General features: G+C 69.3%; 19 protein-coding genes and 2 tRNA genes. 14 read left to right on the plus strand and 7 right to left on the minus strand.

Translation table 11 applies throughout. The features are described from left to right. Nucleotides 1–23: 23 nt before the first annotated feature. Nucleotides 24–284 carry a hypothetical protein gene (locus F6X53_RS18165; RefSeq protein WP_151001601.1) on the plus strand — a complete coding sequence of 87 codons (261 nt, stop codon included), beginning with the start codon at nucleotides 24–26 and terminating at the stop codon, nucleotides 282–284. Nucleotides 285–311: 27 nt separating this feature from the next. On the opposite strand, the gene F6X53_RS18170 is transcribed toward F6X53_RS18165, so the two are convergent. The 3 genes from F6X53_RS18170 to F6X53_RS18180 all read right to left on the minus strand — a co-directional run bounded on the left by F6X53_RS18170 (nucleotide 312) and on the right by F6X53_RS18180 (nucleotide 5,908). Further along, nucleotides 312–1,829 (minus strand): peptidoglycan L,D-endopeptidase MepK, encoded by a 1,518-nt coding sequence (locus F6X53_RS18170; RefSeq protein WP_373875862.1) that lies wholly within the window; start codon nucleotides 1,827–1,829, stop codon nucleotides 312–314. A gap of 354 nt (nucleotides 1,830–2,183) precedes the next feature. Continuing rightward, entirely contained in the window at nucleotides 2,184–4,304 is a 2,121-nt protein-coding gene (locus F6X53_RS18175) for a L,D-transpeptidase family protein (protein ID WP_151001602.1), read from the minus strand. A 113-nt stretch (nucleotides 4,305–4,417) separates the two neighbouring features. Next, nucleotides 4,418–5,908, minus strand: a complete 1,491-nt coding sequence (locus F6X53_RS18180) for a sigma-54-dependent transcriptional regulator (protein ID WP_151001603.1) — start codon at nucleotides 5,906–5,908, stop codon at nucleotides 4,418–4,420. 310 nt (nucleotides 5,909–6,218) lie between these two features. On the opposite strand from F6X53_RS18180, the gene F6X53_RS18185 reads away from it, so the two are divergent. From F6X53_RS18185 to F6X53_RS18235, 11 genes are all read left to right on the plus strand, one after another. Then, nucleotides 6,219–8,099 carry a M3 family oligoendopeptidase gene (locus tag F6X53_RS18185; protein WP_151001604.1) on the plus strand — a complete coding sequence of 627 codons (1,881 nt, stop codon included), beginning with the start codon at nucleotides 6,219–6,221 and terminating at the stop codon, nucleotides 8,097–8,099. Nucleotides 8,100–8,160: 61 nt separating this feature from the next. Next, complete coding sequence (locus tag F6X53_RS18190; RefSeq protein WP_151001605.1) at nucleotides 8,161–8,385, plus strand: AbrB/MazE/SpoVT family DNA-binding domain-containing protein; 225 nt, start codon at nucleotides 8,161–8,163, stop codon at nucleotides 8,383–8,385. Continuing rightward, a complete protein-coding gene (locus F6X53_RS18195) occupies nucleotides 8,382–8,768 on the plus strand; it encodes a type II toxin-antitoxin system death-on-curing family toxin (RefSeq protein ID WP_151001606.1) in 387 nt (128 codons plus the stop codon). Before F6X53_RS18190 ends, F6X53_RS18195 begins: the two co-directional genes overlap by 4 nt. 106 nt (nucleotides 8,769–8,874) lie before the next feature. Continuing rightward, a complete protein-coding gene (locus tag F6X53_RS18200) occupies nucleotides 8,875–10,236 on the plus strand; it encodes an ABC1 kinase family protein (protein WP_151001607.1) in 1,362 nt (453 codons plus the stop codon). Nucleotides 10,237–10,459: 223 nt separating this feature from the next. Continuing rightward, on the plus strand, nucleotides 10,460–10,753 hold the full coding sequence (locus tag F6X53_RS18205; RefSeq protein WP_151001608.1) for an aa3-type cytochrome c oxidase subunit IV: 294 nt from the start codon (nucleotides 10,460–10,462) through the stop codon (nucleotides 10,751–10,753). A 152-nt stretch (nucleotides 10,754–10,905) separates the two neighbouring features. Beyond that, a complete protein-coding gene (locus F6X53_RS18210) occupies nucleotides 10,906–12,048 on the plus strand; it encodes a Re/Si-specific NAD(P)(+) transhydrogenase subunit alpha (protein WP_151001609.1) in 1,143 nt (380 codons plus the stop codon). 17 nt (nucleotides 12,049–12,065) lie between these two features. Further along, entirely contained in the window at nucleotides 12,066–12,515 is a 450-nt protein-coding gene (locus F6X53_RS18215) for a proton-translocating transhydrogenase family protein (RefSeq protein ID WP_151001610.1), read from the plus strand. A gap of 4 nt (nucleotides 12,516–12,519) precedes the next feature. Further along, nucleotides 12,520–13,917, plus strand: coding sequence for an NAD(P)(+) transhydrogenase (Re/Si-specific) subunit beta (locus tag F6X53_RS18220; protein WP_151001611.1), 1,398 nt, complete (start codon nucleotides 12,520–12,522; stop codon nucleotides 13,915–13,917). 239 nt (nucleotides 13,918–14,156) lie between these two features. Continuing rightward, nucleotides 14,157–15,983 carry a single-stranded-DNA-specific exonuclease RecJ gene (recJ, locus tag F6X53_RS18225; protein ID WP_151001612.1) on the plus strand — a complete coding sequence of 609 codons (1,827 nt, stop codon included), beginning with the start codon at nucleotides 14,157–14,159 and terminating at the stop codon, nucleotides 15,981–15,983. A 75-nt stretch (nucleotides 15,984–16,058) separates the two neighbouring features. Next, nucleotides 16,059–16,142: transfer RNA gene (locus tag F6X53_RS18230), tRNA-Tyr, on the plus strand. Between the two features lie 115 nt (nucleotides 16,143–16,257). Then, nucleotides 16,258–16,331, plus strand: a tRNA-Gly gene (locus F6X53_RS18235). 298 nt (nucleotides 16,332–16,629) lie between these two features. Here the strand turns inward: F6X53_RS18235 and F6X53_RS18240 are convergent. From F6X53_RS18240 to pyk, 4 genes are all read right to left on the minus strand, one after another. After that, a complete protein-coding gene (locus F6X53_RS18240; protein WP_151001613.1) occupies nucleotides 16,630–18,603 on the minus strand; it encodes a glycosyltransferase family 2 protein in 1,974 nt (657 codons plus the stop codon). Between the two features lie 5 nt (nucleotides 18,604–18,608). Beyond that, nucleotides 18,609–19,793: a hypothetical protein gene (locus F6X53_RS18245; protein ID WP_151001633.1), complete on the minus strand. Its 1,185-nt coding sequence runs from the start codon at nucleotides 19,791–19,793 to the stop codon at nucleotides 18,609–18,611. A 65-nt stretch (nucleotides 19,794–19,858) separates the two neighbouring features. After that, on the minus strand, nucleotides 19,859–21,436 hold the full coding sequence (locus F6X53_RS18250) for an HlyD family secretion protein (RefSeq protein WP_191970889.1): 1,578 nt from the start codon (nucleotides 21,434–21,436) through the stop codon (nucleotides 19,859–19,861). 801 nt (nucleotides 21,437–22,237) lie between these two features. Next, on the minus strand, nucleotides 22,238–23,650 hold the full coding sequence (gene pyk / locus F6X53_RS18255) for a pyruvate kinase (protein WP_151001615.1): 1,413 nt from the start codon (nucleotides 23,648–23,650) through the stop codon (nucleotides 22,238–22,240). Nucleotides 23,651–24,591: 941 nt separating this feature from the next. On the opposite strand from pyk, the gene F6X53_RS18260 reads away from it, so the two are divergent. Further along, nucleotides 24,592–25,704 carry a helix-turn-helix domain-containing protein gene (locus tag F6X53_RS18260; protein WP_244965590.1) on the plus strand — a complete coding sequence of 371 codons (1,113 nt, stop codon included), beginning with the start codon at nucleotides 24,592–24,594 and terminating at the stop codon, nucleotides 25,702–25,704. Further along, nucleotides 25,701–25,943: a hypothetical protein gene (locus tag F6X53_RS18265; RefSeq protein WP_151001617.1), complete on the plus strand. Its 243-nt coding sequence runs from the start codon at nucleotides 25,701–25,703 to the stop codon at nucleotides 25,941–25,943. Before F6X53_RS18260 ends, F6X53_RS18265 begins: the two co-directional genes overlap by 4 nt. Nucleotides 25,944–26,310 lie beyond the last annotated feature (367 nt).

A 26,310-nucleotide genomic window follows, 5' to 3' on the forward strand; every position in this document is an offset into this window, starting at 1 on the left:
AGTCACGTGCGGGAACGACGGCCATGAACGACCCGAGCCCGACCCCCCTCTATGTTGGTGAAAGCCCCGTCTCGGTCCCGATTCCGCGGGCGTTCGAGCGGGCCTATCTCTGGCTCGTCGCCGGCCTCGGCGGCCTCGCCACGGCCGCCCTGCTGATCTTCGCGGTGGCGACCCAGAGCAACGACGATGCCGCCCGCATCGCCGCCGGCCAGGCGAGCGGCGGCCGCTATCTCGACACGCTGGTCTCGGCCCTTGCCACGAACCAGGGGCGCAAGCCCTTCTAGGATCGAGGCCGATCGCCGCCCCGCGTCTCAGCGCTGTCCGGGCACGGCCCGCACCGCCGATCCGCTGAAGCGGGAGGCGGCGAGCTCGTCGCCGGGGCTGTGGCGGGTGAAGCGCGTCGCGACCTTGCCGGCCGGCTCCGCCACCAGCACATCCGGCACCGCGTCAGGTCTGGCGCGGGCGAGAGCCACGTGGACCGGCGCCGAGCGGCTCGCGGGCGCCGCGCCGTCGGTCGCCGCGACGGCATCGAACAGGGCGCGCAGCTGCACCTTTGGGGAGGCGTCGGCCGGGATCAGCACGCTCCCCTTCGGGGCCGGCGCGGGCCTGGTCTCGCGCCCCGTCGTGGCGGCGGGCTCCGCGGCCGCAACGACGCTCGAATTGGCCATGCCGATCCCGCCGAGGCCGGCGAGCTGGACCGGGCGCTGAGGCGGCAGCGGCATGGTGAGGGCCGCCGCGACGGCGGCGAAGTCGGCCGGGCGGCGCGGCGGCAAGGGCGCGGACACGTCCGCGAGGGCGCCGGCCGGGGCGTCCTTGCCGGTCTCCCGCGCGGGCGCCGCCTCGGCGGTGAGCAGGCTCTGGGCGTCGCGCCCGTCCCGGCGCAAGCCCGATCCGCGCAAGGCCTCGCCGGCGGCGGGCGCCGCGTAGGCGAGGGCGCGCTGCGTGCCGATGGTGTCCTCCGGGTCGGCGCTGGCGACCGCGACCACGGGCTTCGCCCTGGCGCGGGCGGCGGCCGTCGCGGCGGCCGGGGGCTCGCTCGCGCCGCCGCCGAAGAGGCCGGCGAAGAAGCTCTTGATGCTCGGGCCGTCATCCTCGTCGGCCTGGGCCACGGCCGTGTAGCCGAGCACGGTGCCGCCGCGGGCCAGGACCTCGGCGCGGGCTTCTTCGTAGCGGGGCAGCGGCCGGTTGTCGGAGGGCAGGTGCACCGTCTTGCCGTCCGGGAAGAGGCGGGCGAGCTGGTCGTGGGTCATGCGCGGCCAGGAGCGGACCGAGCCGACATCGAGATGGACGAAGGGCGATCCGGCATGGGGGTACCAGCCGACGCCGCCCCGCTGCATCCGCATGCCCACCGACCGGATCTGATCGATCGAGACGTCGGGCAGATAGAAATCCATCGCCTTGCCGAGCATGTGCTGGCTGTACTCGGCCACCGCCTTCGAGCGGCGGCGCAGCATGGCGTTGGTGCCGGGGGAGCGATAGGCGGAGACGATGTGGATCGCCTCGCCGGAGCCGATCTGCCGATAGGCCTCCCACACGGTGTCGAACAGGCGGGGGTCCATCTTGGTCGGCTCGTCGACGCGCCAGTCGCGCAGGAGCCAGTTGAGCTGCTCCAGGGCTGCCCGGTCGTAGCGCCCGTCACGCTTGAACGTGATGGTGGCGCTCTCCTTGGTGTGGGTGTGGAAGATCGTGAGCGTGCGGGTGTCGCCGTTGGCAATGGCGTCCTGCGTGCCGCTGGTGCCGGCGACCAGAGCCAGGGCGATGGCCGGAAGCGCGAGGCCGAGGCGGCGGGCGGCCAGGGGCCGAAGGCGGTCGCGCAGGCGGCGGAGAATCGGCAGAGGCGCGGATACCGGACCGTGCGGGTGGGATGTGGCCCCGATCGGCCCGTCTCGCAGCAGCCTACGCACGATGGTCCTCACCCTCTGCCAGATCCCGTGCCGGGCACGGGCGTCATGGTGAACGCAAGGTTGCCGAAAACCGTAAATGCCCGGTTATCGGGTCCTCGGGCTGAACACCGCCGCGCGGAAACGGCTAAGGCTGAACCGTGGCGAAATGTTGCCCGCAAGAGCGCCGCCGCACGCGCGTGTTCGATATCGATCACGAATGCGCCAGACACCCGGGGCATGGCGTGTGGACGGATGTCCCGGCGGCCTTGTCCGGGCCGGGTGTCGCCAGTCGGGCAGGGGCTACCACCAGCCCCGGCTGACCGGAGCGGGCCGCGGTGTCCAGAGGCTCGGCTCGCCGAAATCGCCGCTCGATTCCGCGGTCGCCCGGACGGTACGGCGCGGTGCGCGCTGCGCCACGGGCTTCGGCGCACGCGGCGCCTCCGCGAGCTTGCGCTTCGGCTCGCTCGGCCCGCGCACCAGGGCGGGAGCGCCGCCGGGCAGGCCGAGGGCAGTCCGCATGCGGGCATCGTAGCCGTAGAGGTCGGGCAGGGTGCGATACTGGCCGGAATCGTCGAGATAGGCCGTGAAATAGGCGAGGTGAACCGGCAGCTTCTCGCTCAAGCGGATCGAGCGCTCGCCCTTGCCGATGAGCTTCTTCAACCGCTCGCTCGACCAGGCATCCGGCAGCACCGCGTCCGCGAAGCGGAACGGGTCGTCCACGCGCACGCAGCCGTGGCTCATGGCCCGGTGGCTCGCCGAGAACAGCGAGCGGTTGGGCGTGTCGTGCAGATAGACCGCGTGGTTGTTGGGGAACATGAACTTGATGAAGCCGAGCGCGTTGCGCTCGCCCGGGGGCTGGCGCACCGAGATCGCGTTGCCGTGCCGGACGACCTGGTAGCCGCGCCGCGCCGCGTAGTTCGGGTCGCGGGCAAGCCCGGGCAGGAACTCGTTCTTGAGGATCGAGGGCGGCACGTTCCAGGACGGGTTGACGACCGCGTATTCCATGGCGCCGGAGAAGATCGGCGTCGGTGACTCGGTCTTGCCGACGATGACCCGGGCCTCGTCCCGCAGGCTTGCGTTGCGGAACACCCGCAGGCGGAATTCCGGGATGTTCACCATCACGTAGTCGCGCCCGAGATCCGCCGGCAGCCAGCGCCAGCGCTCCATGTTGACGAGGAGCGTGGGCTCGTCCCCGCTCACGGGTCCCCGCGCCGCCGGGGTGGCGAGCGCCACGGTCGTCTGGACCGTGAGCAGGCCGTTCGCCGGCAGGCCGCGGCTGCGCTGGAAATCCGTCACCGCGGCGACCACCGCGGCATCGTAATCCTCGGCCTCGCCGGGGGCGGCATCGAGGGTGCCGCCGGAATGGGGCTCGAGCCCGAAGCGGGCCCGGATCAGCGGCACGCGGGCATCCCGCATCCCGAGCTTCAAGACGGGGCCGGCGGGCAGCCTGACCACGGGGGTCGCGGCCGGGTTGCGGTCGCGCAGGGCCGCGAGGCGATCCTTCAGGGCGCGGTATCCGGCCTCCTGCGGGTTGTAGCGCTGCAGCAGGTCCCCCGCGCCGGCCCCCGCCGCCGCGATCTGCCCCAGCACCGCCTCGGGCGCCGGCAGGTCGAGGGCCGGAGTGATCAGGCGCGACAGGTTCGCCAGGTTGATGCGCCCGCCCCGCGCATCGCGGGCATAGAGCGCCACGGCGGCCGAGAGCTTCAGGTCGGCCTCGGCGATCTCGGCCTCGGTATCGGGACGGCGCAGCACGCCGAGCACGGGCACCGGGTAGGCATTCGGGTCGAGCCCGTCCTCGCCGGCTTTGGCGAGGCGCCCGGCGGCGGATCTCGCCGCCGGGGTGAAGCGCCCGTCGACGATCCAGACCGGCTTGAAGGCGCCGAGCGCGTAGAAGGCCTGGATCGCCTCGCGCTCCTTTGTGGTGAGGCGGGGCAGGAGGGGCGCCGCGCCGGTGAGGCGGGCCGCCACGGCGGCCGCCTGCGGGTCGCTCGGCGGAGGCGGCGGGGCCGGCGCGGCCGCGACCGGCGCCGGATCGGCGCCCGGGACAGAGGTGGCGTCCGGAGCGGAAGCCGAGGCGGGCGCCGGACCATCCTGCGGCGCCGGCGCGGCGGGCTTGTCGGAGGCGTCGCGCTGGTCCTTGCCGTCCGGGGTGCCGGCGGAGACCGGCGCGTCGGAAGCCGGGGCAGCGGCGGCAGGCGCCAAGCCCGGTTCGCCACCCTGCGCCTCGGTGCTCGCGCCGGCCGGAACGGAGGCCTCGGGGACCATCGGGGCCGCGGGCTCGACGGCGGCCTGGCGCAGGGATGCCGGCCCGCCGGCATCCGCCTCGCCCGACGCGGATTGCGCGCGCGCGAGGCTCGCATGGGCGACGGAACCGGCGAGCAGGGCGGCCAGTGCGAAGGTGGCAGAGCGCGAGACGCCCATGTCTGTCTCTCCCGGGAACGGCCTCAGGCGGGCCAACCCGTTCGTATGGTTATCATCTCAAGCGGAGCCGTGTGCAATCGCACTCCGGCCGCACCGCGTCGCGATTCCGGACGTCAGGCCGCAGCCTCGGATTTCTCGTCCCCTTCGAGGCCGAGGTCCTTGAGCTTGCGGTAGAGGGTGGATCGGCCGATTCCGAGGCGCCGCGAGACCTCGGACATCCGGCCGCGGTAGAATTGCAGCGCGAAGCGGATGATCTCGGCCTCCAGGGCATCCATCGGCTTCATCTCGCCCGTATCCTCGACCACGAGGGACATGGCGTGGGGATCGCGCACCTCGACCCGGACGATCTCGCGCACCGGCTCCAGCGCCCCGACGGGCAGGATCGGCTGGCTCGGGGCCGGGGGGATGCGCACGTCGAACCCCTCGACCTGCGCGGCGATCTGGGGGAATTCCGCGACCGTCAGCTCGTCGCCATCGGCCAGCACCACGGCCCGGAACAGGGCATTCTCGAGCTGGCGGACATTGCCGGGCCAGCCGTATCGCGTGAGCAGCGCCATCGCCTCCGGGGTAATCGAGCGGACGCGCTTGCCCTCCTCCGCCGCGAAGCGGGCGCAGAAGGAGCGCACGAGGTCCGGGATGTCCTCGCGGCGCGCGCGCAGCGGCGGCAGGGTCATCGGGAAGACGTTGAGGCGGTAATAGAGGTCCTCGCGGAAGCGGCCCTGCTTCACCAGGTCGAGGAGCGAGCGGTTCGTGGCCGAGATCAGGCGGATGTCGACGCGCACGCTGCGCTTGGCCCCGACCGGATCGACCTCGCCCTCCTGGAGCGCGCGCAGGAGCTTCACCTGCGCGTCGAGGGGCAACTCGCCGATCTCGTCGAGGAAGAGCGTGCCGCCCGACGCCTCGACGAACTTGCCCACATGCCGCTCGGTGGCCCCCGTGAAGGCCCCCTTCTCGTGGCCGAACAGGGTCGATTCGACGAGGTTGTCGGGGATCGCCCCGCAATTGACGGTGACGAACGACTTGCCGCGGCGCTCGCCGGAGCCCTGGATCGCGCGGGCCAGCACCTCCTTGCCGACGCCCGACTCGCCCTCGATCAGGACCGGGATGTTCGATTTCGCGGAGCGCTCGGCGAGCCGGATCACCCGGTCCATGTCGGGGCTGCGCGAGGCGAGGTCCCGGAAGGTGAGGGAGCCGGAGGCCCGGCGGCGCATGCGCCGCACCTCTTCCTCCAGCTGATCGACCTTGAGGGCGTTCTTGATCGAGACCTGCAGGCGCTCGGCGCCGGCGGGCTTCACCACGAAATCCACCGCCCCCGCCCGCATGGCGGTCACCACGGTGTCGATCGAGCCGTTCGAGGTCTGGACGATGACGGGGGTGTCGAGGCCGGCCTTGCGCATCCCGGCAAGCACCCCGAGCCCGTCGAGGCCGCCCGGCATCACGAGATCGAGGAGCACGACGTCGATCGCGTCGCCCGCGCGCAGGGCCGCGAGGCCGTCCACACCGTTCTCGGCGACCCGGGCCTCGAAGCCGAAGCGGCGCACCATCGCCTCGGTGAGGCGGCGCTGCACGGGATCGTCGTCGACGATGAGGACCGTTGTCGACATGAGGGCGTCCCTTGCTCGTCCGCGCGGCCGGGTCGGCGCGCCGTGCCGGAGCACGGGCCCGCCTCTGCGGCCGACGGATGTTTCGTTTCGAGCCGCAGGGTGGCTCAAGAGCGTAAAGTCCCGCTTAACGACAATCCGAGTTTTTCCCCGTCCATCCGCCGCCGCGGGGGCTGCGACGCCTTGACCGTGACGCTTGCGCCGCGAGCCTGGCCACAAGGGTGCGGGCTCCGGTTGATCGCGCCGGCTTTGGGCCGATATCTCTTGCCGAGCGGGGCGCCGGCGTCCCGCGGTTCAAGGAATCGAGAAGTCAATGTCGAGCCGAGCCGTCGCGCCTGTCCTGATGCCCGAACCCGCGCACAACGCGGACGGGAGCCACGCGGCGAAGGCCGCCGCCCGCGCGCTCGACCTCGGGGCGCTGCCCGAATGGGACCTGAGCGACCTCTATTCCGGCCTCGACGCCCCGGATTTCCGCGCCGACCTCGCGCGCGCCGAGGCCGATTGCCGGGCCTTCGCGGCGCGCTACGCCGGCCGGATCGCCGAGATCGCGGGCAGCCCCGACGCCTCGGCGGCCCTGGCGGAGGCCCTGCGCGCCTACGAGGGCATCGAGGAGCTCCTCGGCAAGCTGATGTCCTATGCGGGCCTCGTCTATTCGGGCGACACCACGGACGAGGCCCGCGCCAAGTTCTACGGCGATACCCGCGAGCGCCTGACGAACGCGTCCGGCGACCTCCTGTTCTTCGCCCTCGAGCTGAACCGGGTGGACGACGCGGTGATGGATGCCGCGATGGCCTCGGGGCCCCTCGCGCATTTCACGCCCTGGCTGGAGGACCTGCGCCGGGAGAAGCCGTTCCAGCTGGAAGACCGGATCGAGAAGCTGTTCCTCGAGAAGTCCGTCACGGCGAACGCCGCCTGGGACCGGCTCTTCAACGAGACCATCGCGTCGCTCCGCTTCACGATCGGGGGCGAGGCGCTGACGCTGGAACCCACCCTCAACAAGCTGCAGGACCCCGATGGCGCCGTGCGCAAGGAGGCGGCGGGCGCGCTCAGCGAGGTGTTTCGGGCGAATCTTCGGGTCTTTACGCTGATCACCAACACGCTCGCCAAGGACAAGGAGATCTCCGACCGCTGGCGCGGCTTCAAGGATGTGGCCGATGCCCGCCACCTCGCCAACCGGGTCGAGCCTGAGGTGGTGGCGGCCCTCGTCGAGGCGGTCCAGGCGGCCTATCCGCGCCTGTCGCACCGCTATTACCGGCTCAAGGCCAAGTGGTTCGGCGTCGACGCCCTGCCGTACTGGGACCGCAACGCGCCCCTGCCGCGGGTGGAGCAGCGCACGATCCCCTGGACCGAGGCGCGCGACACCGTGCTCGACGCCTACGGGGCGTTCTCGCCCGACATGGCGGCCATCGCCAAGACGTTCTTCGACCGGCGCTGGATCGACGCGCCGACGCGCCCCGGCAAGGCGCCGGGGGCCTTCGCGCACCCGACCGTGCCCTCGGTCCACCCCTATGTGCTGGTGAATTACCAGGGCAAGCCGCGGGACGTGATGACGCTGGCGCACGAGCTCGGCCACGGGGTGCACCAGGTGCTCGCCGGACCGAACGGCGCCCTGATGGCGCCGACGCCGCTGACGCTGGCCGAGACCGCGAGCGTCTTCGGCGAGATGCTGACCTTCCGCCGCCTCCTCGCCAACACCCGCAACCCGACCCAGCGCCGGGCCATGCTCGCCGCCAAGGTCGAGGACATGATCAACACGGTGGTGCGCCAGATCGCGTTCTACGCCTTCGAGCGGAAGGTCCACCTCGCCCGCCAGCAGGGCGAGCTGACGGCCGAGCAGATCAACGCCCTCTGGATCTCGGTCCAGGCCGAATCGCTCGGGCCCGCGATCACGCTCGATGCCGGCTACGAGCCCTTCTGGGCCTATATCCCGCACTTCATCCACTCGCCCTTCTACGTCTACGCCTACGCCTTCGGCGACTGCCTCGTGAACTCCCTCTACGGGGTCTATGCCAAGGCCGAGGACGGCTTCGTCGAGCGTTACTTCGCGCTCCTCTCGGCGGGCGGCTCGAAGCCCTACGGCGAACTCCTCGCACCCTTCGGCCTCGATGCCAGCGACCCGTCCTTCTGGCAGATCGGGCTCGGCATGATCGAGGGCATGATCGCCGAGCTCGAGGCCATGGAGGGGCAGAACTGAGGCTTGGTACCGTCGCCGCGGGATGTTATACGATTCGTACAACATCCCGCGGCGGCACCCCATGAAGCTCGAAGTCAAGAAGATCGGTAACTCGACCGGGCTGATCCTGCCGCGGGAATTGCTCGGCACCCTGAACCTCGCGCAGGGGGATTGGCTCTACGTGACGGAGAACGCCGACGGCTCCGTGCGTCTCTCGCCGTATGATCCGACCTTCGAGAAGGGCATGAAGATCGCCGAGAAGGCGATGAAGACCTACCGGAACGCGCTCTCCGAACTCGCCAAGTGAGCGAGATCGTCTGGCTGACGAGCGATCTCGTCCAGGCCATCCATGCCCATCAGCTCAAGCAGTTCGGCGGACCACCGGGTCTGCGGGACGCGGGTGCGCTCGAATCGGCCCTCGGCCGCCCGGTCAATCGCTTGGCCTACGGCGAAGCCGATCTCGCGGAGCTGGCCGCAGCCTACGCCTTCGGAATCGCCAAGAATCACCCCTTCATCGACGGGAACAAGCGCGCCGCCCTGCTCGCGCTGGTCACCTTCCTGGGGCTCAACGACATCGATTTCGTCGCAGACGAGGCCGAGGCCGTGGTGATGATCCTCGGCCTCGCCGCCGGCGAGATCGACGAGGCCGGCCTCACCCGCTGGATTCGCGACAACCTCCCGGCCGGCTGAGCCGGGCCGCGGCGCAGGGACCCAGCGCCCTGGCGCTCGGGCCATCGTGGCTTATCTCCGGTCCAGTCCCGAGAGTGCCGCAGCACGAGAGCCCAGCAGAGCCCCGATGGCCGAGATCGACCCGGAAGCCAACCGCTTCACCGCCCGCGCCAGCCGCTACGCCCGCGTCGGCGCCAATGTGGGCGGCGTCGCCGCCCGGATGGCCGGCGCCCGCCTGTTCGGGAAGGAGGGCACCACCAACGCCGCCGCCCTGGCGCAGGCTCTGGGCGGCCTGAAGGGGCCGATCATGAAGGTGGCGCAGCTCCTCGCCACCGTGCCGGACCTGCTGCCCCCCGAATACGCGGCCGAGCTGCAGAAGCTCCAGGCCGACGCGCCGCCCATGGGGGCGGCCTTCGTCAAGCGCCGGCTGATGGCCGAGCTCGGGCCCGACTGGCAGGGCCGCTTCCGCAGCTTCGACCTGAAGCCCGCCGCCGCCGCCTCCCTCGGCCAGGTCCATCGGGCGACCGCCCTCGACGGGACGGATCTCGCCTGCAAGCTGCAATATCCGGACATGCAATCGGCCGTGGAGGCCGACCTGAAGCAGCTCGAGGTCGCCTTCGCCCTGCACCGGCGCATGAATTCCTGGCTCGACACCCGCGAGATCGCCAAGGAGATCGGCGCCCGCGTGCGCGAGGAACTGGATTATGCCCGCGAGGCCAAGCACGCCGCCCTCTACGGTGCAGTCCTCAAGGACGTCGACGCCGTGCGGGTGCCGGCGGTCTATCCGGAGCTCTCGACCAAGCGCCTGCTGACCCTCGGCTGGCTCGAGGGCGAGCGCATCCTCGGCTTCGCCGAATCGCCGGTCGAGATCCGCAACCGCATCGCCCAGGCGATGTTCAAGGCGTGGTGGCATCCCTTCAGCCGGGCCGCCGTCATCCACGGCGATCCGCATCTGGGCAATTACACGGTGTTCCGGGAGGGCGGCGAGGCGCAGGGCATCAACCTGCTGGATTACGGCTGCGTGCGCATCTTCCACCCGCGCTTCGTCGGAGGCGTCGTCGATCTCTATCGCGGCCTCCTCACCGGGGACGAGCCGCGCATCGTCCACGCCTACGAGGTCTGGGGCTTCAAGAACCTGAACCGAGAGCTGATCGACATCCTCAACATCTGGGCCCGCTTCATCTACGGGCCGCTCCTGGAGGACCGCACTCGCACGGTGGCGGACGGGGTCAAGCCCGGCGAGTATGGCCGGCGCCAGGCCTTCGAGGTGCACCAGGCGCTCAAGGCGCGCGGCCCCGTGACGGTGCCGCAGGAATTCGTCTTCATGGACCGGGCCGCGGTGGGTCTCGGCGCCGTGTTCCTGCACCTGCGCTCGGAGCTGAACTACCACAGGCTGTTCGAGGCCGAGATCGAGAGCTTCTCCCTCGATGCCCTCGCGACTCGGCAAGGCGAGGCGCTGAGCGCGGCCGGGCTCCCGCTGCCGCGCTGAGGCGCGGGCGTCCGGGCGCCGTCCCCCCACGAAAGTCCGAGACGGCGGCGAAAACCCAAAATTTCTCAGCCCGCAAAGGCGTGAAGGCGCTGGACAACGGCTCTGGTATACCAGAAACTGAGCCATACGAAATCAGCCGCCGGTCTGCTGATTGCGAGCCGTCGAGGCTTGCGCTAAATCCGCTCGGGACCAAGCATGACGATGTCAAGGGAACGAGCGCGCGATGGCTGATACGAAGACCGTATCCGGGGTGACCTACAGCCCGGCAATGGATGCACAGACGCACGAGCAGACGTATCGCGGCTTCGTTCGCTTCGTCGAGATCGCCACCGGCGTGGTGATCTGCTGGGTTCTCGCCCTCGCGGTCGGCGGCATCCGGGAAGCCTGGCTGACGGCGATTCTCGGCGTGGTGCTCTCGAGCGTGGCCGGCGCAGTCGGCGCCTTCGCGCCCGCCATTGGGTGGAAGGCGCCGTTCGTCGTCGCCGTACTCCTGGCACTTTATCTGGCTTTCGCCTGAGGTTGGTGTCGCCCTCGACCCGAACGGATTAAGGTCAGGGGCGACCTCAGGTTACAAGAGACGCGTTTCCATCAGATCAACCGGGCCACCCACCTCGAAACGTCGCGAAGATTCGCGCATTCGTTGGCGGTCAATCGAAGGGGAATTCCTGAATGCGCATCGCTGTGCTGTCGGAGGCGGATCCCGCGGAGCCGCGGGTCGCGGCGGTGCCGGAGACGGTCAAGAAGTTCAAGGCCCTCGGCGCGGAGGTCGTGGTGCAGTCGGGCGCCGGCCTCAAGGCCGGCGTTCCGGATGCCGAGTACGAGGCGGCCGGCGCCAGCATCGTGCCGAGCGCCGAGGCGGCCGCGGGTGAGGCCGACCTCGTCCTGAAGGTGCGCCGCCCGGGCGCCGAGGAACTCGGGAACTTCAAGAAGGGCGCCGCGGTCGTGGCGATCATGGATCCCTACGGCCGCGAGGCCGAGCTGAAGGCCATGGCGGATGCCGGCATCAGCAGCTTCGCGATGGAGCTGATGCCCCGCATCACCCGCGCCCAGGTGATGGACGTCCTCTCCTCCCAGGCGAACCTCGCGGGCTACCGTGCGGTGGTCGACGGGGCCGCCGAATATGGCCGCGCCATGCCGATGATGATGACGGCCGCCGGCACGGTCCCGGCCGCGCGCGTCTTCGTGATGGGCGTCGGCGTCGCCGGCCTCCAGGCCATCGCCACCGCCCGCCGCATGGGCGCGGTGGTGACCGCGACGGATGTCCGCCCCGCCACCAAGGAGCAGGTCGAATCCCTCGGCGCCAAGTTTGTGGCCGTGGAGGACGACGAGTTCAAGCAGGCCGAGACGGCGGGCGGCTACGCCAAGGAGATGTCGGCCGAGTACCAGAAGAAGCAGGCCGAACTGGTGGCGACCCACATCGCCAAGCAGGACATCGTCATCACGACGGCGCTGATTCCCGGCCGGCCGGCCCCGAAGCTCGTCTCGGAGGACATGGTCGCGGCGATGAAGCCGGGCTCCGTCCTGATCGACCTCGCCGTCGAGCGCGGCGGCAACGTCGCGGGCGCCAAGGCCGGCGAGGTCGTCACCACCGACAAGGGCGTGAAGATCGTCGGGCACCTCAACGTGCCGGGGCGCCTCGCCGCCACCGCGTCGAGCCTCTACGCGCGCAACCTCTTCGCCTTCGTCGAGACCCTGATCGACAAGGAGGCGAAGGCGCTCGCGATCAAGTGGGACGACGAGCTCGTCAAGGCCACGAACCTCACCCGTGACGGGGACGTCGTGCACGCCTCCTTCCAGCCCAAAGCAGCCTGATCTCGCCGGAGACTCCGATGGCAACCCTCCCTCCCGATCAGGCGGTCGATCAGACCCGCGTGCTCGCCGATACCGCCCGCGCCGCAGCCGAGGCGGCCCGCCGCGCCGCCGACCAGGCCACCTCCATCGCGGACGGCCTCGGTCACGGCGTCAGCGCCGTGACCCACGGCGCCGTCGACCCCACCGTGTTCCAGCTCGCGATCTTCGTGCTGGCGATCTTCGTCGGCTACTACGTGGTCTGGTCGGTGACCCCGGCGCTGCACACCCCGCTGATGTCGGTCACCAACGCGATCTCGTCCGTGATCATCGTCGGCGCCATCCTGGCCGCCGGCGTGCCCTATCTCGAGCACGGCACCGGCTGGGCCCGCTTCTTCGGCTTCGTCGGCATCATCCTCGCCAGCGTGAACATCTTCGGCGGGTTCCTCGTGACGCAGCGCATGCTCGGCATGTACAAGAAGAAGGCCTGAGACGATGTCCCAGAACGTCTCCGCCCTCCTCTACATCGTCTCCGGCGTCCTGTTCATCATGGCGCTGCGGGGGCTCTCGCACCCGACCACGTCGCGACAGGGCAACCTTTACGGCATGATCGGCATGGGGCTTGCCGTGCTGACCACCCTCGTCGGCCATCCGCCGGCGGGCGTCGGGGCCTGGGCCCTGATCATCCTGGGCCTCGCCATCGGCGGCGGCGCGGGCGCGGTCATCGCCAAGCGCGTGCCGATGACGGCGATGCCGCAGCTCGTCGCGGCCTTCCACTCCCTCGTCGGCCTCGCGGCGGTCGCGGGCGCGGCGGCCACCCTCTACGCCCCCCAGGCGGTGGGCATCCTCGAGAACGGCCACATCCACAAGGAATCGCTGTTCGAGATGGCGCTCGGCGTCGCCATCGGGGCCATCACCTTCACGGGCTCGGTCATCGCCTTCGCGAAGCTCGACGGCCGCATGTCCGGCAAGCCGATCATGCTGCCCCAGCGGCACGCCATCAACATCGCGCTGGGCATCGCCCTCGTGGTCCTGATCGCGATCTTCATCGGCACCGAGAGCAAGGCCATCTTCTGGCTGATCGTGCTCCTGTCCTTCGCGCTCGGCGGGCTCCTCATCATCCCGATCGGCGGCGCCGACATGCCCGTCGTCGTCTCGATGCTGAACTCGTATTCGGGCTGGGCCGCGGCCGGGATCGGCTTCACCCTCGGCAACCTCGCGCTGATCATCACCGGCGCGCTGGTCGGCTCCTCGGGTGCGATCCTGTCCTACATCATGTGCAAGGCGATGAACCGGTCGTTCTTCTCGGTCATCCTCGGCGGCTTCGGCGGCGATGCCGCCGCGGGCCCCGCCGGTGCCGTGGAGACGCGCCCGGTCAAGCAGGGCTCGGCCGACGACGCGGCCTACATCATGAAGAATGCCGAGCGCGTGATCATCGTGCCGGGCTACGGCATGGCGGTGGCGCAGGCCCAGCACTCGCTGCGCGAGATGGTGGACATGCTCAAGAAGGAGGGCGTGGACGTGAAATACGCCATCCACCCCGTCGCGGGCCGTATGCCGGGCCACATGAACGTGCTGCTGGCCGAGGCGAACGTGCCCTACGACGAGGTCTTCGAGCTCGAGGACATCAACGGCGAGTTCCCGCAGGCGGACGTGGCCTTCGTGATCGGCGCCAACGACGTCACCAATCCGGCCGCCAAGACCGACAAGGCCTCGCCGATCTACGGCATGCCGATCCTCGACGTCGAGAAGGCCAAGACCGTGCTGTTCATCAAGCGCGGCATGGGCTCGGGCTATGCCGGCGTCGAGAACGAGGTGTTCTTCCGCGACAACACCATGATGCTGTTCGGCGACGCCAAGAAGGTCGTCGACTCGATCCTCAAGAACCTCTGAGCCGAGATTGCCGGGGCGCCGACGCGCCCCGGTCGCGGACGGAAACGGGGCGGGCAGTCGACGCCGGCCCCGTTTCCGTTCGCGAGGCGCGGCGCTGGAGGGCGCAGGACGGGGCCCGGCAGGGCAGGGGGCCGAGCCGCCCGTGCAGCCCGTGCGGCTCGGCCCCGCGCTCCGCGCTCCGCGCTCCGCGCCACGCAGGTGTCGCATCCGGGCGGCAGCGTTCCGCCGCCGATCCGGCTATGATCGCCCCCGTGTCAGCCGCATCCGTCATCCCTCAGCCGCGCGCCTTCCTGGACGTCACCGCCTCGGTGCTCGGACGGCCCTGGCGCGATCGCTGCGCCGAGCCGGCCCTCCAGGCCTATGCGGCGACCATGACCCAGGCCTACGGGCTGCCGGACCTCCTGGCCCGGGTGCTGGCCGGCCGCGGCATCCTGCCGGCAGGGGCCGAGGCCCATCTGCGCCCGCGCCTGCGCGACCTGATGCCGGACCCCGACTGCCTCCTCGACATGGAGGCGGCGGTCGACCGTCTCGCGGAGGCGGTGCGCCGGAGCGAATCCGTGGCGGTGTTCGGCGATTACGACGTGGACGGGGCCGCGAGCGCCGCCCTGCTCGCCGGCTACCTGCGGAGCCTCGGGGTGCCGACCCGCATCCACATCCCGGACCGGATCACCGAGGGCTACGGCCCGAACGAGGCCGCCATGCGCAGCCTCGCGGGGGAGGGGGCGAGCCTCCTCGTCACGGTCGATTGCGGCACCGCCGGCCACGAGCCCCTGGCCCTCGCTCGGACGCTCGGCCTCGACGTCATCGTGCTCGATCACCACGGGGCGCCGGAAGTGCTGCCGCCGGCCCGCGCGGTGGTGAACCCGAACCGCCTCGACGACCTCTCGGGCCTCGGCCATCTCTGCGCGGCGGGGGTCGTCTTCCTCACCCTCGTGGCGCTCAACCGGCGCCTGCGCCGGGACGGGCTGTTTGGGCTAAGCCGCCCCGAGCCGGCGCTCGCGGATTCCCTCGATCTCGTGGCGCTCGCCACGGTGGCGGACGTGGTGCCGCTCGTCGGCCTCAACCGCGCCTTCGTGGTGCAGGGGCTCGCCGTGATGCGCGCCCGCGGGCGCCGGGGCCTCGCCGCGCTCCTTGACGCCGCCTCCCTCGAGGAGCCGCCGGAGGCCTGGCATCTCGGCTATCTCGTCGGCCCGCGGATCAATGCGGGCGGGCGCATCGGCGACGCCTCCCTCGGGGCGCGCCTCCTCACCACGGACGATCCGGCCGAGGCCGCCCGCATCGCGGCCGAGCTCGACCGGCTGAACCGCGAGCGGCAGGCGATCGAGGCGGAGGCGGTCGCGGCGGCGGAAGCCGAGATGGACCACGCGCTCAGCCTCGATCCGGACCGGCCGGTCCTCGTGGCGGCCTCCCCCGACTGGCATCCCGGCATCGTCGGGCTGATCGCGGCGCGGCTCAAGGAGCGCTTCGGCCGGCCGGCCTTCGCCTTCGCGCTCCGCCCCGACCGCAAGGCCGTGGGCTCGGGCCGCTCCATCCTGGGCGCCGATCTCGGCCGGGCGGTGCGGGCCTGCGTTGAGGCCGGCCTCGCCCTCAAGGGCGGGGGCCATGCCATGGCGGCCGGCGCCACGATCCTGACCGCCGACCTCGCCCGGTTCCAGGCCTTCCTGAGCGAGACCCTGGCCGAGGCCGTCCACGATGCCCGCGCGGTCGAGGCCCTGCTCCTCGACGGCACCGTCAGCGCCGGCGGCGCCACCGCCGAGACGGTGCGGCTGATCCAGCGTGCGGGCCCCTTCGGGCAGGGCGCGCCGGAGCCCGTCTTCGCCCTGCCGCGCCACCGCGTCGTCGATGCCGGGATCGTCGGGAACGGCCATGTCCGCGCCCGCCTGCGCAGCCGCGACGGCCAGGCGATCGGCGCCATCGCGTTCCGGGCCGCGCAGGGCCCCGTCGGCCAGGCGGTACTCAACGGCATCGGCCGGGAGTTCCACCTGGCCGGAACGCTGTCCTGCGACCGCTGGCGCGGGGCCGAGCGGGCCCAGCTTCGGATCTGCGATCTCGCACCGTCGGAATGATCCGGCCCCGCCCGGTTGACACCCGCCTCCCCCCTCACCATAAGGGCCTCGCACGCGGCCGAGAGGCCGCAGTTTGGGGGAATGTCCCGAGCGGCAAAGGGGGCGGACTGTAAATCCGCTGCGTAAGCTTCGTAGGTTCGAGTCCTACTTCCCCCACCAAACATCGTTCATGAAATGTTCCATGTTCGAGGCGACCTCCGGGTCGCCTTTTTGTTGTCGCGCCCCGGCCGATCCGCCTTCTCAAGCCATCGGGGCCGTGCTATCCGGCCCTCGCGCGGGTGTAGCTCAATGGTAGAGCAGCAGCCTTCCAAGCTGAATACCCGGGTTCGATTCCCGGTACCCGCTCCACTCGATTTTCCTGCACGGATCACGACTTAGGCCCCCCTTGAGACCGCCTCGGGGTACTTTCATCCGTGCGTTCCAGAGCCCGTCCGGCGAACCTGCGATCGCGTGAATCCGAAGACGGTCTCGCCCTTCGCCTGGAATATCGCCTGGACCTGCCGGCTCGTGGCCCGGATCACGCACGCGTGATCAAGGCGAGGAGTGGGATGCAGTAGTCTTCCTGTGCCCGAGCAGGACCGGCACGGCTCGTAGATCTCCGATGCTCTCCGCAAGGTTATCTCAGACAATGCGATGGAATGCCGGGCTAAGCTGCGTGGAAGCAGCGCTGGGCGAGTCCCCGCAGGGCGATGCCGAGGCTCGCCGTTCTGGCGATCGGATCGACGGCGGTCGTGAAGAGACGGAGGATGAGGGCCTCGCGCTGCGCCGGTTCCGGTTCGAGGCCGAGGCTCACCGCATCGCCGTCGCGGCGATCGACATGGGCAGCCACCCAGCCGGCGCTCTCGATATAGAGATGCATGGGCAATCCAGGCACGAGGGGCGGCGCGGTGGCGGGAAGCTGCAGCACCGCCGAGTCCATGCCGATTCGGGTGATGGTGCAGGCATGGGCCGTCCCCTCCAGGCCGATCCAGCTCGATTCGTCGATGCGGAAGGCTTCCGGCTCGCGGGGCCGCTCGAAGCAGACCAGGAAGGCCACGAAGGTGAACAGCATCGCCACCCCGGCCCATAGAAGGTTGAAGTAATCGATCGGCGAAATCTCGCTCGCGCCGGAGGGCGAGACGAACGACCAGATGATCGAGCCGGCCGACAGGAGCGAGATCGCCCCGAACCCGGCGGCCATCCGCCAGCGCACCATCGAGACGGAGCGGTCGCCGCCCTTGTCCGTCACCTTGAACGGCCGGCCGAAGGGGCGGATCGCAGCCGAGATCAACGTCAAGGTGATGGCGAGCGCCGTCATGGTGTGGGTCACCTCCATGAACAGGGGCAGCGTCCGCCCGCCGGAGACCCAGCTGCTGTAGATCCACAGGGCCATCAAGGCGGGCAGGCCGTAGCGCAGGAAGGAGAGATAGTCGGCGTAGAAGGCTGGCATGTCGAAGAACCAGTAGATCGACGGCGCCACGAGCATCAGGACGATGAACGGCTTGCACAGCCAGTTCAGGACGCCGTGCAGGTAGTGCAGACGCTGCATCAGCGTGTAGTTCCGTCCGAGGAACGGTCCCACCCGCAGGAGCGCCACCTGCATCGTGCCGAGGCACCAGCGAGTGCGCTGGGTGATGTATTCCGGCAATCCTTCCGCCGAGAGACCAGCACTCAGGCGCTCATTCAGCCAATGCGTCTCGTAGCCGTCGCGCATCAGCGTGTAGGTCAGGTTGATGTCTTCGCAGATCGCATCGTGGGGGAAGCCGCCCGCTTCCGTCACCCGGTCGCGCCGAACCAGGAAGGAGGTGCCGACGCAGAAGGCGCAGCCCCACGCGTCCTTGGCCGGCTGAAACACGTCGAAGAAGATGCGCTGGTCGTCGACCCAGGCCTCCGCCGCCATCAGGTTGTGCTGGATCGGGTCCGCGTTGAAGAAGAATTGCGGCGTCTGCACCACCGCCGCCCGCTCATCGTGGAAGAGCCCGACGGTGCGGCGCAGGATGTTCGGCGCCACCGCAAAATCCGCGTCCAGGACGAGGATGATCGGCGCATTCGTGCGGGCCGCGGTGTGGGCGAGCGCGTTGTTGAGGTTGCCGGCCTTGGCGCCCTTGTTGTCGGGCCGCGTGATGTAGTTCGCTCCGACCCGCTCGCAATAGGCCTTGAGCCAGCCGCGGCGCGTGTCGTCGCAGACCCAGACCGTCGCGTTCGGGTAATCGACCGCGAGCGCCGGGATGATCGATTTCTCCACGACCTCCTCGGGCTCGTTGTAGGTGCAGATGAAGATGTCGACGGCTGGCCAATCGCCGTTCTCCTTCAGGCGTGCCTCCTCGCGGTCGGCCTCCGCCGAGCGATCCTTGAAGCGGAACAGGATCACGATCGACATCAGCGTGTAGAGGATGGCCACCATCTCGAAGGAGAAGAACAGGTAGGGCCAGAGGTGATCGAGGCCGGGCTCGAAGCGCGGCAGGGTGTCGTGCCAGCGCCATGCGGCGTAGCAGAGGATCAGGGTTGCGGTCGCGGATCCGAACAGGATGCGGGCCGCCGCGCTCGCGCGATCGAGCAATGCCGCCATGACGAGCAGGCCGAGCAGGATGCCGAGATCGGTCGTCAGGACCGCGGAGACGTCGGGGGATGAGGGAAACATGACGCCTAATCCACGCTCCGTCCGGTGAAGGGATTCCAGCCCAGGGCCGCGAGTGCCCCCCAGGCGGTGGCGCCGAGATGCGGGCGCCGGTGATAGAAGAAATCCGGCTCGGCGCTCGCCGGGCCGACCGCGATGCCGGTGGTGATGCGGGGCTCACGCGCCGCGAACAGATATCCGGACGGCGCGATCTGGCCGGAGAGCGTGGCAAGGAGCGGCCTCGCATCCTCAATGCGCCCCAGCGCCCTCAGGGTCAGGGCGGCCTGTGCCGTCCCCTCCACCCAGAGCCCGTCGCGATCCTCGTTGAAGTCGAAGCCGCCCGGGACCGCGAGACGCTCCTGCGCGCCCGCCACCGCGCGGCGCCACGCATTCGGCGGCGTCGCCACGCCGAGAAGTGGCCAGAGCTGCGTGTCGAGTGCCAGATGGTCCAGCGTCTGCAGGCGTCCGTCCGGCCGCGTCCCGAGGCGGAACAGACCAGGCCCCTCCGCGAAGGCGGCGTCGAGGAAGCCTCGGGCGAGGCGGGCCGCCTCGCGGCTCTCGGCGCTGCCGTTCAGGCGCCCGAGCCAGGCCGCGACCGCATGGATGTCGAGATTGTGCTCCGTCGATTTCCAGGCGAGCTTCGTTTGGGACGGGTCGAAGCCATCGAATCCGCCGGAGAAGCCCGCGGGCTCGCGTTCATCGCGGGTATTGGCGATGATCCAGCCGAGCATTCGCTCCGCTCCCGCGCGGTAGCGCCGGTCGGGCGCGTCCTGATCGAGGGTCAGAAGCGCGAGCGCCGCCCAGGCCACGTTCCCGGTCGCCGTCCCGTCCTGATACGCGTCCTCGGCCCAGAGATTCTGCCGTGCATCCCACCAGCCCGGCAGGGCAGGGGGGCCAGCGTCGAGGGGGCCTGCCCGGTAGGCGTTTCGGATGCGGCCGTCGTGGAAGGTCCGATCCTGCGCGAGGGCGTGCAGCAACGCGTCCCCGATCCGTCGGGCCCGCTCGCGTCCGCCGCACGCCGTCAGCGCGATGGCGGCGAGCGCGTTGTCGTAGGTGAAGGCCGATTGGTGCAGGGCCGGCGGCAGTTCCTGTCGGTCGGGTCCTGGCGCGTAGCTTACCAGGAAGACCGGGCCGGCCTTGTCGCCGCCCGCTGCATCGACGGCCGACGCGAGCGCTGAACAGAGCGCGTGCGCCAGGGTTTCCCGAGCGGGCACCGGCTCGGCCTCAGCCGACCGGGCCACCACGGCGAGCGCGAGGAGGCCGAGACCGATGCGGCCGATCAACGGCCGTTCTCTGCGCGACGCCCATCCTGTTCCTTGCCCTGCGCCGGCACCGTGATCTTCGGAGCCGTAACCTTCTCGACGAGCGCCGAGACACCGTTCGCGACGAGGCCCGCGGTGCGGACCGCTCCGCTGGAGACGGCGCCCCATGCGTCCTTCGCTTCCGGTGAGGTGACGCCGCGCAGGACGGCCGCGGAGGCGCTCGACACACCGCCCGCGACGGCGTTGAGGGCGTTGCCCACCTCCTTGCCGGACACGCCGTCCGCGACCGTCCTCCACGCCACCGAGGCAGAGGGCAGCCAGCTGTTCTCGCGGGTGATCGTCACCCATTGGCCGACCGAGCAGGGGCTGCTCTGGGTCGGCGCGAGCACGCTCGCCGCCGGGCGGGCCGGCTGGTCGCGGTCGAGGCTGACGAGGACGTACATCTCGCGCCGCTCCGTCTGCGGAAACGGGACAGCGTATTGCTCGTCGGTCTTGTCGCTCGTCTTCGGAAGGATCTCGCTGACCGTGCCCCGGCGAGGGCCGTCCGGGTTCGATCCGGAGATCCGAACCGGCGTGCCGACCGCAAGATCCTGTGCCTGACGGTACGAGAAGATGCCGACCACGAAGGCCTGGTCGCAATCGATCAGCGTTGCGACGGAATCGCCAGGATTGACGTGCCGGCCCGGCGCGACCCCCAGATTCATCACGACGCCACCGTTCATGGCCCGCATCTGCGCGTCCGTGAGGCTGTCCAGGCGCTTCTTCTCCGCGCCGAGGAGCGTCCTCTGTGCCTTGAGGCTCGCGGCGAGCTGGCTTTCCTCGATCGCGAGGCGTTGCGCATCGAAGGCGAGGTCGCGACGCTTCTGGGCGAGGACCGCGAGACTGTTCAGTTCGTTGCCGACGAAGACGCCCTTCCTGACACCCTCGAGCTGCGCAAGCTTCTGGTTCAGCTTCGCCGTCTCGGCGTCCTTGTCGAAGCGGGCCGCCTCGAGCTTGTGCTGGGTCGGGCGGAGGAGATCGATACTGGCGGTGTTCCGGTCGACCATGGATTGCTGACGATCGACCACGGCCTTCGTCGACTGGCCTTCCGCATCGGCCGACGACACCCGCGCGCGGGCTTCGGCGACCTCACCCTGGAGGCGCGCGATCATCTGCTCGGTCTGCTGGCGGATCTCGCCGTCCAGTGCCGCGACATAGCGGAGATCCGAGTCCTTCTTCTCGCGTGCTGCGACGAGGGAGCCCTCAAGCTCATCGACCTTGCTGTCGAGGCCGATCAACGTACTTCGGTCGACGCGGCCATTATGCAGGTAGGCCACCGCCTGTCCGGGTTCGAGCCGCTGTCCCACGCGGCCGAGAAGGTCGATGACCTCGCCGGTAATCGGCGCCGTGAGGAGCGTGATCGGTGCGTTGATGACGGCGCGGTCCGATTGATCGGCGAGGAGCGGCGGCAGCGTCGCGGTGGTCATCAGGACGGCCAGCACACCCGCGACCGAGTACGAGGAGATCCGGACAATCCGCGTCTGGGTCCTCTGGCGGCTGGCCTGCGATGCACGATCGGACGCAGCCCCAACGTCTGCGGCAAGCTTCTGCGGCATCGATATCTCCGGCATGACTTGTCGTCAGACCGCCGAGCGGCCATCCGGCAAGCGAAAAAAGATATCTCGCCAGTCGAAGGCGAGCATAAGACGGTTGAGACTCAGGATAACCCGCTCTCAAGCCGCGATTTGCGTTATTGGTAAACACTTTTGCTGCAATGCACAACCGCGTCAAAACTGCACAGCAAAAGTATATTTATCTTTTGTTATTTCGACACACTAAAAGAGCCCACGAAATCATATGATCCGAGGCTGATGACATGAAAGATGATTATGAAATCAGGGCTGGCTCGCGCTTAACCGATGTAGAGGCAGGAATTTTTGCTGCTATTTATGCCAACCGATACATGGCATATAATCCATGTAGAAGGAATTTGTCTCGTCTTTTCTGAATTCCACTCTGCGTTTTCGAAGCTCTAATCCGAGGAACGGCACCGCGAGAAAAACTGTTCCAAAATTTCTCCGGTGCCTTTTCACAGGCCCGGTGGACGAACAGCGGCTGCCTGGCAGCACGGATGAGCTCCGGCCCCATCACCGAAAGAACCCTTTTGATCGGATGCGGGAATGCCGAGCGGGCGCATTCGGCTCGGCGATATGCCGCCGATGGCTGGCTGTCCGTCGAGGCTGGTGTGAGGCGCGCGGGGTGTCGGGCCGGGCCCTTATCCGGCCGCGGCCGCCCGACGGGCTCGGGCCCGCAAGGGCCATTGAAGCCGTTCCCGAGCGGGCTGCAATCGGGAACGACCTCAAGTCAATTTCGTGACGCGCTCTCCAGCGGAGAGCGGCCGAATTCCCGAGCCGGCGTCAGACCTGGGCGAGCCTGATGTTGTTGGTGTTCCCCGCGACCGCGAAGGGAATGCCGGCCGCCACGACCACGAGATCGTGGGGCTTGGCGAATTCCTCCTCCACCGCATGGGCGACCGCGTTCGTCACCATCTCCTCGTAGGAGCTCACCTCATCCGCCCGGACGCTGTGCGCCCCCCAGAGGAGGCAGAGCCGCCGAGAGGTCCCGAGATCCGGCGTCAGCGCCAGGATCGGAACCGCGGGCCGCTTGCGCGCCACGCGGGCGGCCGTCGTCCCGCTGAGCGTGTAGGCGACGATCGCCGCCGCCCCGACGGCATCCGCGAGGCCGGCCGTCGCCGTCGCGATCGCGTGGGGCGGGGTCTCCTCCTCGCCGGGCTCCGAGGCGCTGATCAGGGACCGGTAGAGCTTATGCTCCTCCGTCCGACAGATGATGCGGGCCATCATGGAGACCGTCTCGACGGGGAAGCGGCCGGTGGCGGACTCGGCCGAGAGCATGACGGCGTCCGCGCCGTCGTAGATCGCGGTGGCCACGTCCGAGGCCTCGGCCCGGGTCGGAGTCGGGGCGGACACCATCGAGTCGAGCATCTGCGTCGCCACGACGACGGGCTTCACCGCGAGGCGGCAGGCGCGGATCAACTCCTTCTGGCGGCCAGGCACGTCCTCGTGCGGGATCTCGACGCCGAGATCGCCGCGCGCGACCATCACTGCGTCGGACAGCCGGATGATATCGTCGATCCGCTCCAGCGCCTGCGGCTTCTCGACCTTGGTCATGATGCCGGCGCCGTCTCCGATGAGGGCCCGGGCCTCGATCAGGTCGGCCGGCTTCTGCACGAAGGAGAGCGCCACCCAGTCGACGCCGAGTTCGAGCCCGAAGGCAAGGTCGGCCCGGTCCTTCGCGGTGAGCGGCGAGAGGTCCAGGAGCGTGCCCGGAAGGTTGACGCCCTTGCGGTTCGAGATGACCCCGCCGATCACCACCTCCGCATCGATGCTGTCCTGGGTGAGGCCGACCACCTTCACGCGCACGCGCCCGTCGTCGATCAGGAGTTCCTGACCCGGGGCGACGGCAGCAAAGATCTCGGGATGGTGCAGCGGGATCGCGCCCTTGTCGCCCTCGTCGCCATCGAGGACGAAGCGGATGACCTCGCCGGGCACGACGTCGAGGCGGCCGCCCGCCACCGTGCCGACGCGGATCTTCGGGCCCTGCAGGTCCTGAAGGATGCCGATCGGGCGGCCGATCTCATGCTCCAGAGCGCGGATCGCGGCATGGACCTTGGCATGATCGGCCTGAGTGCCGTGGCTGAAATTCAGCCGGAAGGTGTCGACGCCGGCCAGGAACAGGGCGTGCAGCATCTCGGGCGAGGAGCTGGCAGGCCCGACGGTGGCGATGATCTTGGCGTGGCGGTGACGGCGCATGGTCGACTCGGCCGCGGACGGCCGCCTCCTCGGGGACGGGTCGGTGATCAGGACGGCGCGGACAGCGTTGGCATGGGTCGGGTTCGTGCCCGTGATACCTCCGTCTCCCCGAACCGCAAAGGCGCCGCGCCGGTCTCCGCGCGGCTCGGGCGCCGCGCGCAGCAGAGGACAGTGAGCGGGCAGGGGGATCGACCCCAGCGCGATCAGCAACAGAATTGCGCCTGCGACGACCAGCTTGTCCATGCGGCTCGGCAGGTTCGTCCGCCGGCCGGTCCCGCGCCCGGCCAAGCCCGTGACGCGCCGGCTTCGGCTTGCCGGAAGGAATGCGGCGGCAGCGCCGGGACCTTGGATGATGGGGTCGTCGGAAACTCAGGCATAGCCGAGGAGACCCGGCGCCGCTCGTACCATTCTTTCCGGGTCGGCCAATCCGATCGCGATCCGGCCAATCAAGCTTTTCCGAGTGCGCGAGCCAACACTGCTTCGCAGCAAGTAGAGATACCCGCCATGGACCCTAGCAATGATCAAAATCTGATACAGAGTTGGCCCGCTAAATTCAAGACATCTTCGCAAGAGCCCATAATCTTCGCTCGCCACGATCTACTGCGGTCGGTTTGGCTCACAGCATTTCGGCCTTGAAACCGATTTTTGCTTCCCTTGAGGCAAGAGCGGACGCTGCCTTGCCTTTCGCCTCTGCGCGATCGACCTGCGCGCGATGTCATAGGAATGAATATGATCGGTCACAAATCAACATGGGTTAAATTAAGCGGTCGCTTGGGCGCTATTCGACCGTTTGAAACCACACCGGGCATCAGGATCGGTTGCTCGGATAACATTCTATGTTTACAACTTCCGTTCCTAATCTTCGCGAGGCATGATCGCGATAGGCAGACCGTTCGTCGGGTAGTCAGCAGGGATTGATGAATCAGCCGCCCGTAGTCTTGTTGACCGAACGCGATGCCTTGGTAGCCGTGGACCTCAAGGACGCTCTGGAGCATGCCGGTTACCGGGTCCTCGGGCCATTCGCCAGCGCGGCCGACGCCCTCGCGCTGCTTCGGCAACAGGTGCCGACCGTCGCAATCCTCGGGCTCCCGCTGAAGGATCAAAGCAGCCTCGTCCTGACCGCGGCTTTGCGCCGTTGCGGCGTCCCTTTCCTGATCCATGCGGACGCGGTGCTCACCGAGCCGCGCGCGCAGGAATTGCAGGGCGTGCCATGCCTTGCCAAGCCGGCTCTGCCCTCCGATATCGTGGCGCTCCTCGAAGAGATCTGTGCATCGGCGAGCGGCGGATCGGCCCTCGACGCCCCGGTGCGATGGGCGGGCCAGGCAGGCGATGCCAGCAATCCCTTCATCCGCAAGCTCGAGTGCTTCACCGCCCTGACGGATGAGGACCGCGCGATGCTGGCGCAGATCAGCGCCCATCCCCGTGTCGTTCCCCCGCATACCGACCTCGTCCGCGAGGGCGACGCCCCGGACGGCGTGTTCCTGGTGATGAGCGGCATCGCCTGCCGGCACAAGTTGCGGGCGAGTGGCGCGCGGCAGATCATGGCCTATCTCATGCCCGGGGACCTGTGCGACCTCGACGTGGCGCTCCTCGACACGATGGATCACACGATCACCACGCTCTCGGCCTGCACGATCGTTCGGATTTCACCCGAGACGGCCAGTGATCTCCTCGAGAACCATCCGCGCGTCGCCCGCTCGCTGCGCCTGGCGCGCCTCGTGGACGAGGCGACGCTTCGTGAATGGCTCGTGAATGTCGGCTGCCGCTCGGCCATCGAGCGCATCGCCCATCTGTTCTGTGAACTTCTCCTGCGCCTGCGCGCAGTTGGCCTTGCTGGCGAAGACAGTTACGAGTTGCCCATCACGCAGGCCGATCTCGGCGATACGACAGGCTTGTCGAACGTCCACGTGAACCGCGTGCTGCAGGACCTCAGGCGGCAGGGGTTGATCGAACTGCGGGGCAAGCGCTTGAAGATCCTGAATCTGCCCCGTCTGAAAGCCATGGCCGAGTTCAAGGCCAATTACCTACATCTGGGCGAACGGGCGGCCGCATGACCCTTCGCCTCCAGCCCGCGCAGGTCGAAACGGGGAGCGACGACACCGAGAGCCGATTGGTGTTCGACGACGAGCGTCTCGTCGCGGTGCTGGTGCGTCTCTCGGATCGGCACGAGTCGGATGCGGGCAAGTGGTTCCTGGAAGTCGGGTTCGGGTGCGTCGACGACCCGCGCAAGCCCATCTTCCGCGACCTCGGCGAGGCCGAGCGCTGGATATCGGGCCGGCTCGCGCAGACGTGAGAGACATCGCCCGCCCCTGATGCGTGCGGCCGACACCGCGGCAAGCGCGATCAGCCGCGGACCGTAAAAAGCTTCGGCGAGGCGAGCCCCGGAAAGCGTCGGTTCGGCGCCCGGCCGCTTCGGTTGACGGATCCGGTCGCGGTTTGCTCTCCTGAATCCCAGTCGAGATGCGCGCGAGACCTCGATTTCGGCTGCCTTGAGCGGCGCCTGCCCCCCGAGCCCGGCGACAGCTAGGCCCCGACGGCGGCCGCCCCCATCAGGCTGACTCCACCGGCTTCATCGGCGCCGACAGAATATTGCGGGCCTTCTCCCGAGCCCAAACAAGAAGGGCGGACACCCTCTCGGACGCCCGCCCTTTCGCGATCCA

The organism is Methylobacterium soli (assembly GCF_008806385.1).
Taxonomy (GTDB): domain Bacteria; phylum Pseudomonadota; class Alphaproteobacteria; order Rhizobiales; family Beijerinckiaceae; genus Methylobacterium; species Methylobacterium soli.

Excerpts from the sequence above, each read along its gene's own strand:
- F6X53_RS18165 (WP_151001601.1), top strand. The coding sequence starts at position 24 with ATGAACGACCCGAGCCCGACCCCCCTCTATGTTGGTGAAAGCCCCGTC.
- F6X53_RS18175 (WP_151001602.1), bottom strand. The coding sequence starts at position 4,304 with ATGGGCGTCTCGCGCTCTGCCACCTTCGCACTGGCCGCCCTGCTCGCC.
- F6X53_RS18180 (WP_151001603.1), bottom strand. The coding sequence starts at position 5,908 with ATGTCGACAACGGTCCTCATCGTCGACGACGATCCCGTGCAGCGCCGC.
- F6X53_RS18185 (WP_151001604.1), top strand. The coding sequence starts at position 6,219 with ATGTCGAGCCGAGCCGTCGCGCCTGTCCTGATGCCCGAACCCGCGCAC.
- F6X53_RS18190 (WP_151001605.1), top strand. The coding sequence starts at position 8,161 with ATGAAGCTCGAAGTCAAGAAGATCGGTAACTCGACCGGGCTGATCCTG.
- F6X53_RS18200 (WP_151001607.1), top strand. The coding sequence starts at position 8,875 with ATGGCCGAGATCGACCCGGAAGCCAACCGCTTCACCGCCCGCGCCAGC.
- F6X53_RS18205 (WP_151001608.1), top strand. The coding sequence starts at position 10,460 with ATGGCTGATACGAAGACCGTATCCGGGGTGACCTACAGCCCGGCAATG.
- F6X53_RS18210 (WP_151001609.1), top strand. The coding sequence starts at position 10,906 with ATGCGCATCGCTGTGCTGTCGGAGGCGGATCCCGCGGAGCCGCGGGTC.
- F6X53_RS18215 (WP_151001610.1), top strand. The coding sequence starts at position 12,066 with ATGGCAACCCTCCCTCCCGATCAGGCGGTCGATCAGACCCGCGTGCTC.
- F6X53_RS18220 (WP_151001611.1), top strand. The coding sequence starts at position 12,520 with ATGTCCCAGAACGTCTCCGCCCTCCTCTACATCGTCTCCGGCGTCCTG.
- recJ (WP_151001612.1), top strand. The coding sequence starts at position 14,157 with ATGATCGCCCCCGTGTCAGCCGCATCCGTCATCCCTCAGCCGCGCGCC.
- F6X53_RS18240 (WP_151001613.1), bottom strand. The coding sequence starts at position 18,603 with ATGTTTCCCTCATCCCCCGACGTCTCCGCGGTCCTGACGACCGATCTC.
- F6X53_RS18250 (WP_191970889.1), bottom strand. The coding sequence starts at position 21,436 with ATGCCGCAGAAGCTTGCCGCAGACGTTGGGGCTGCGTCCGATCGTGCA.
- pyk (WP_151001615.1), bottom strand. The coding sequence starts at position 23,650 with ATGCGCCGTCACCGCCACGCCAAGATCATCGCCACCGTCGGGCCTGCC.
- F6X53_RS18265 (WP_151001617.1), top strand. The coding sequence starts at position 25,701 with ATGACCCTTCGCCTCCAGCCCGCGCAGGTCGAAACGGGGAGCGACGAC.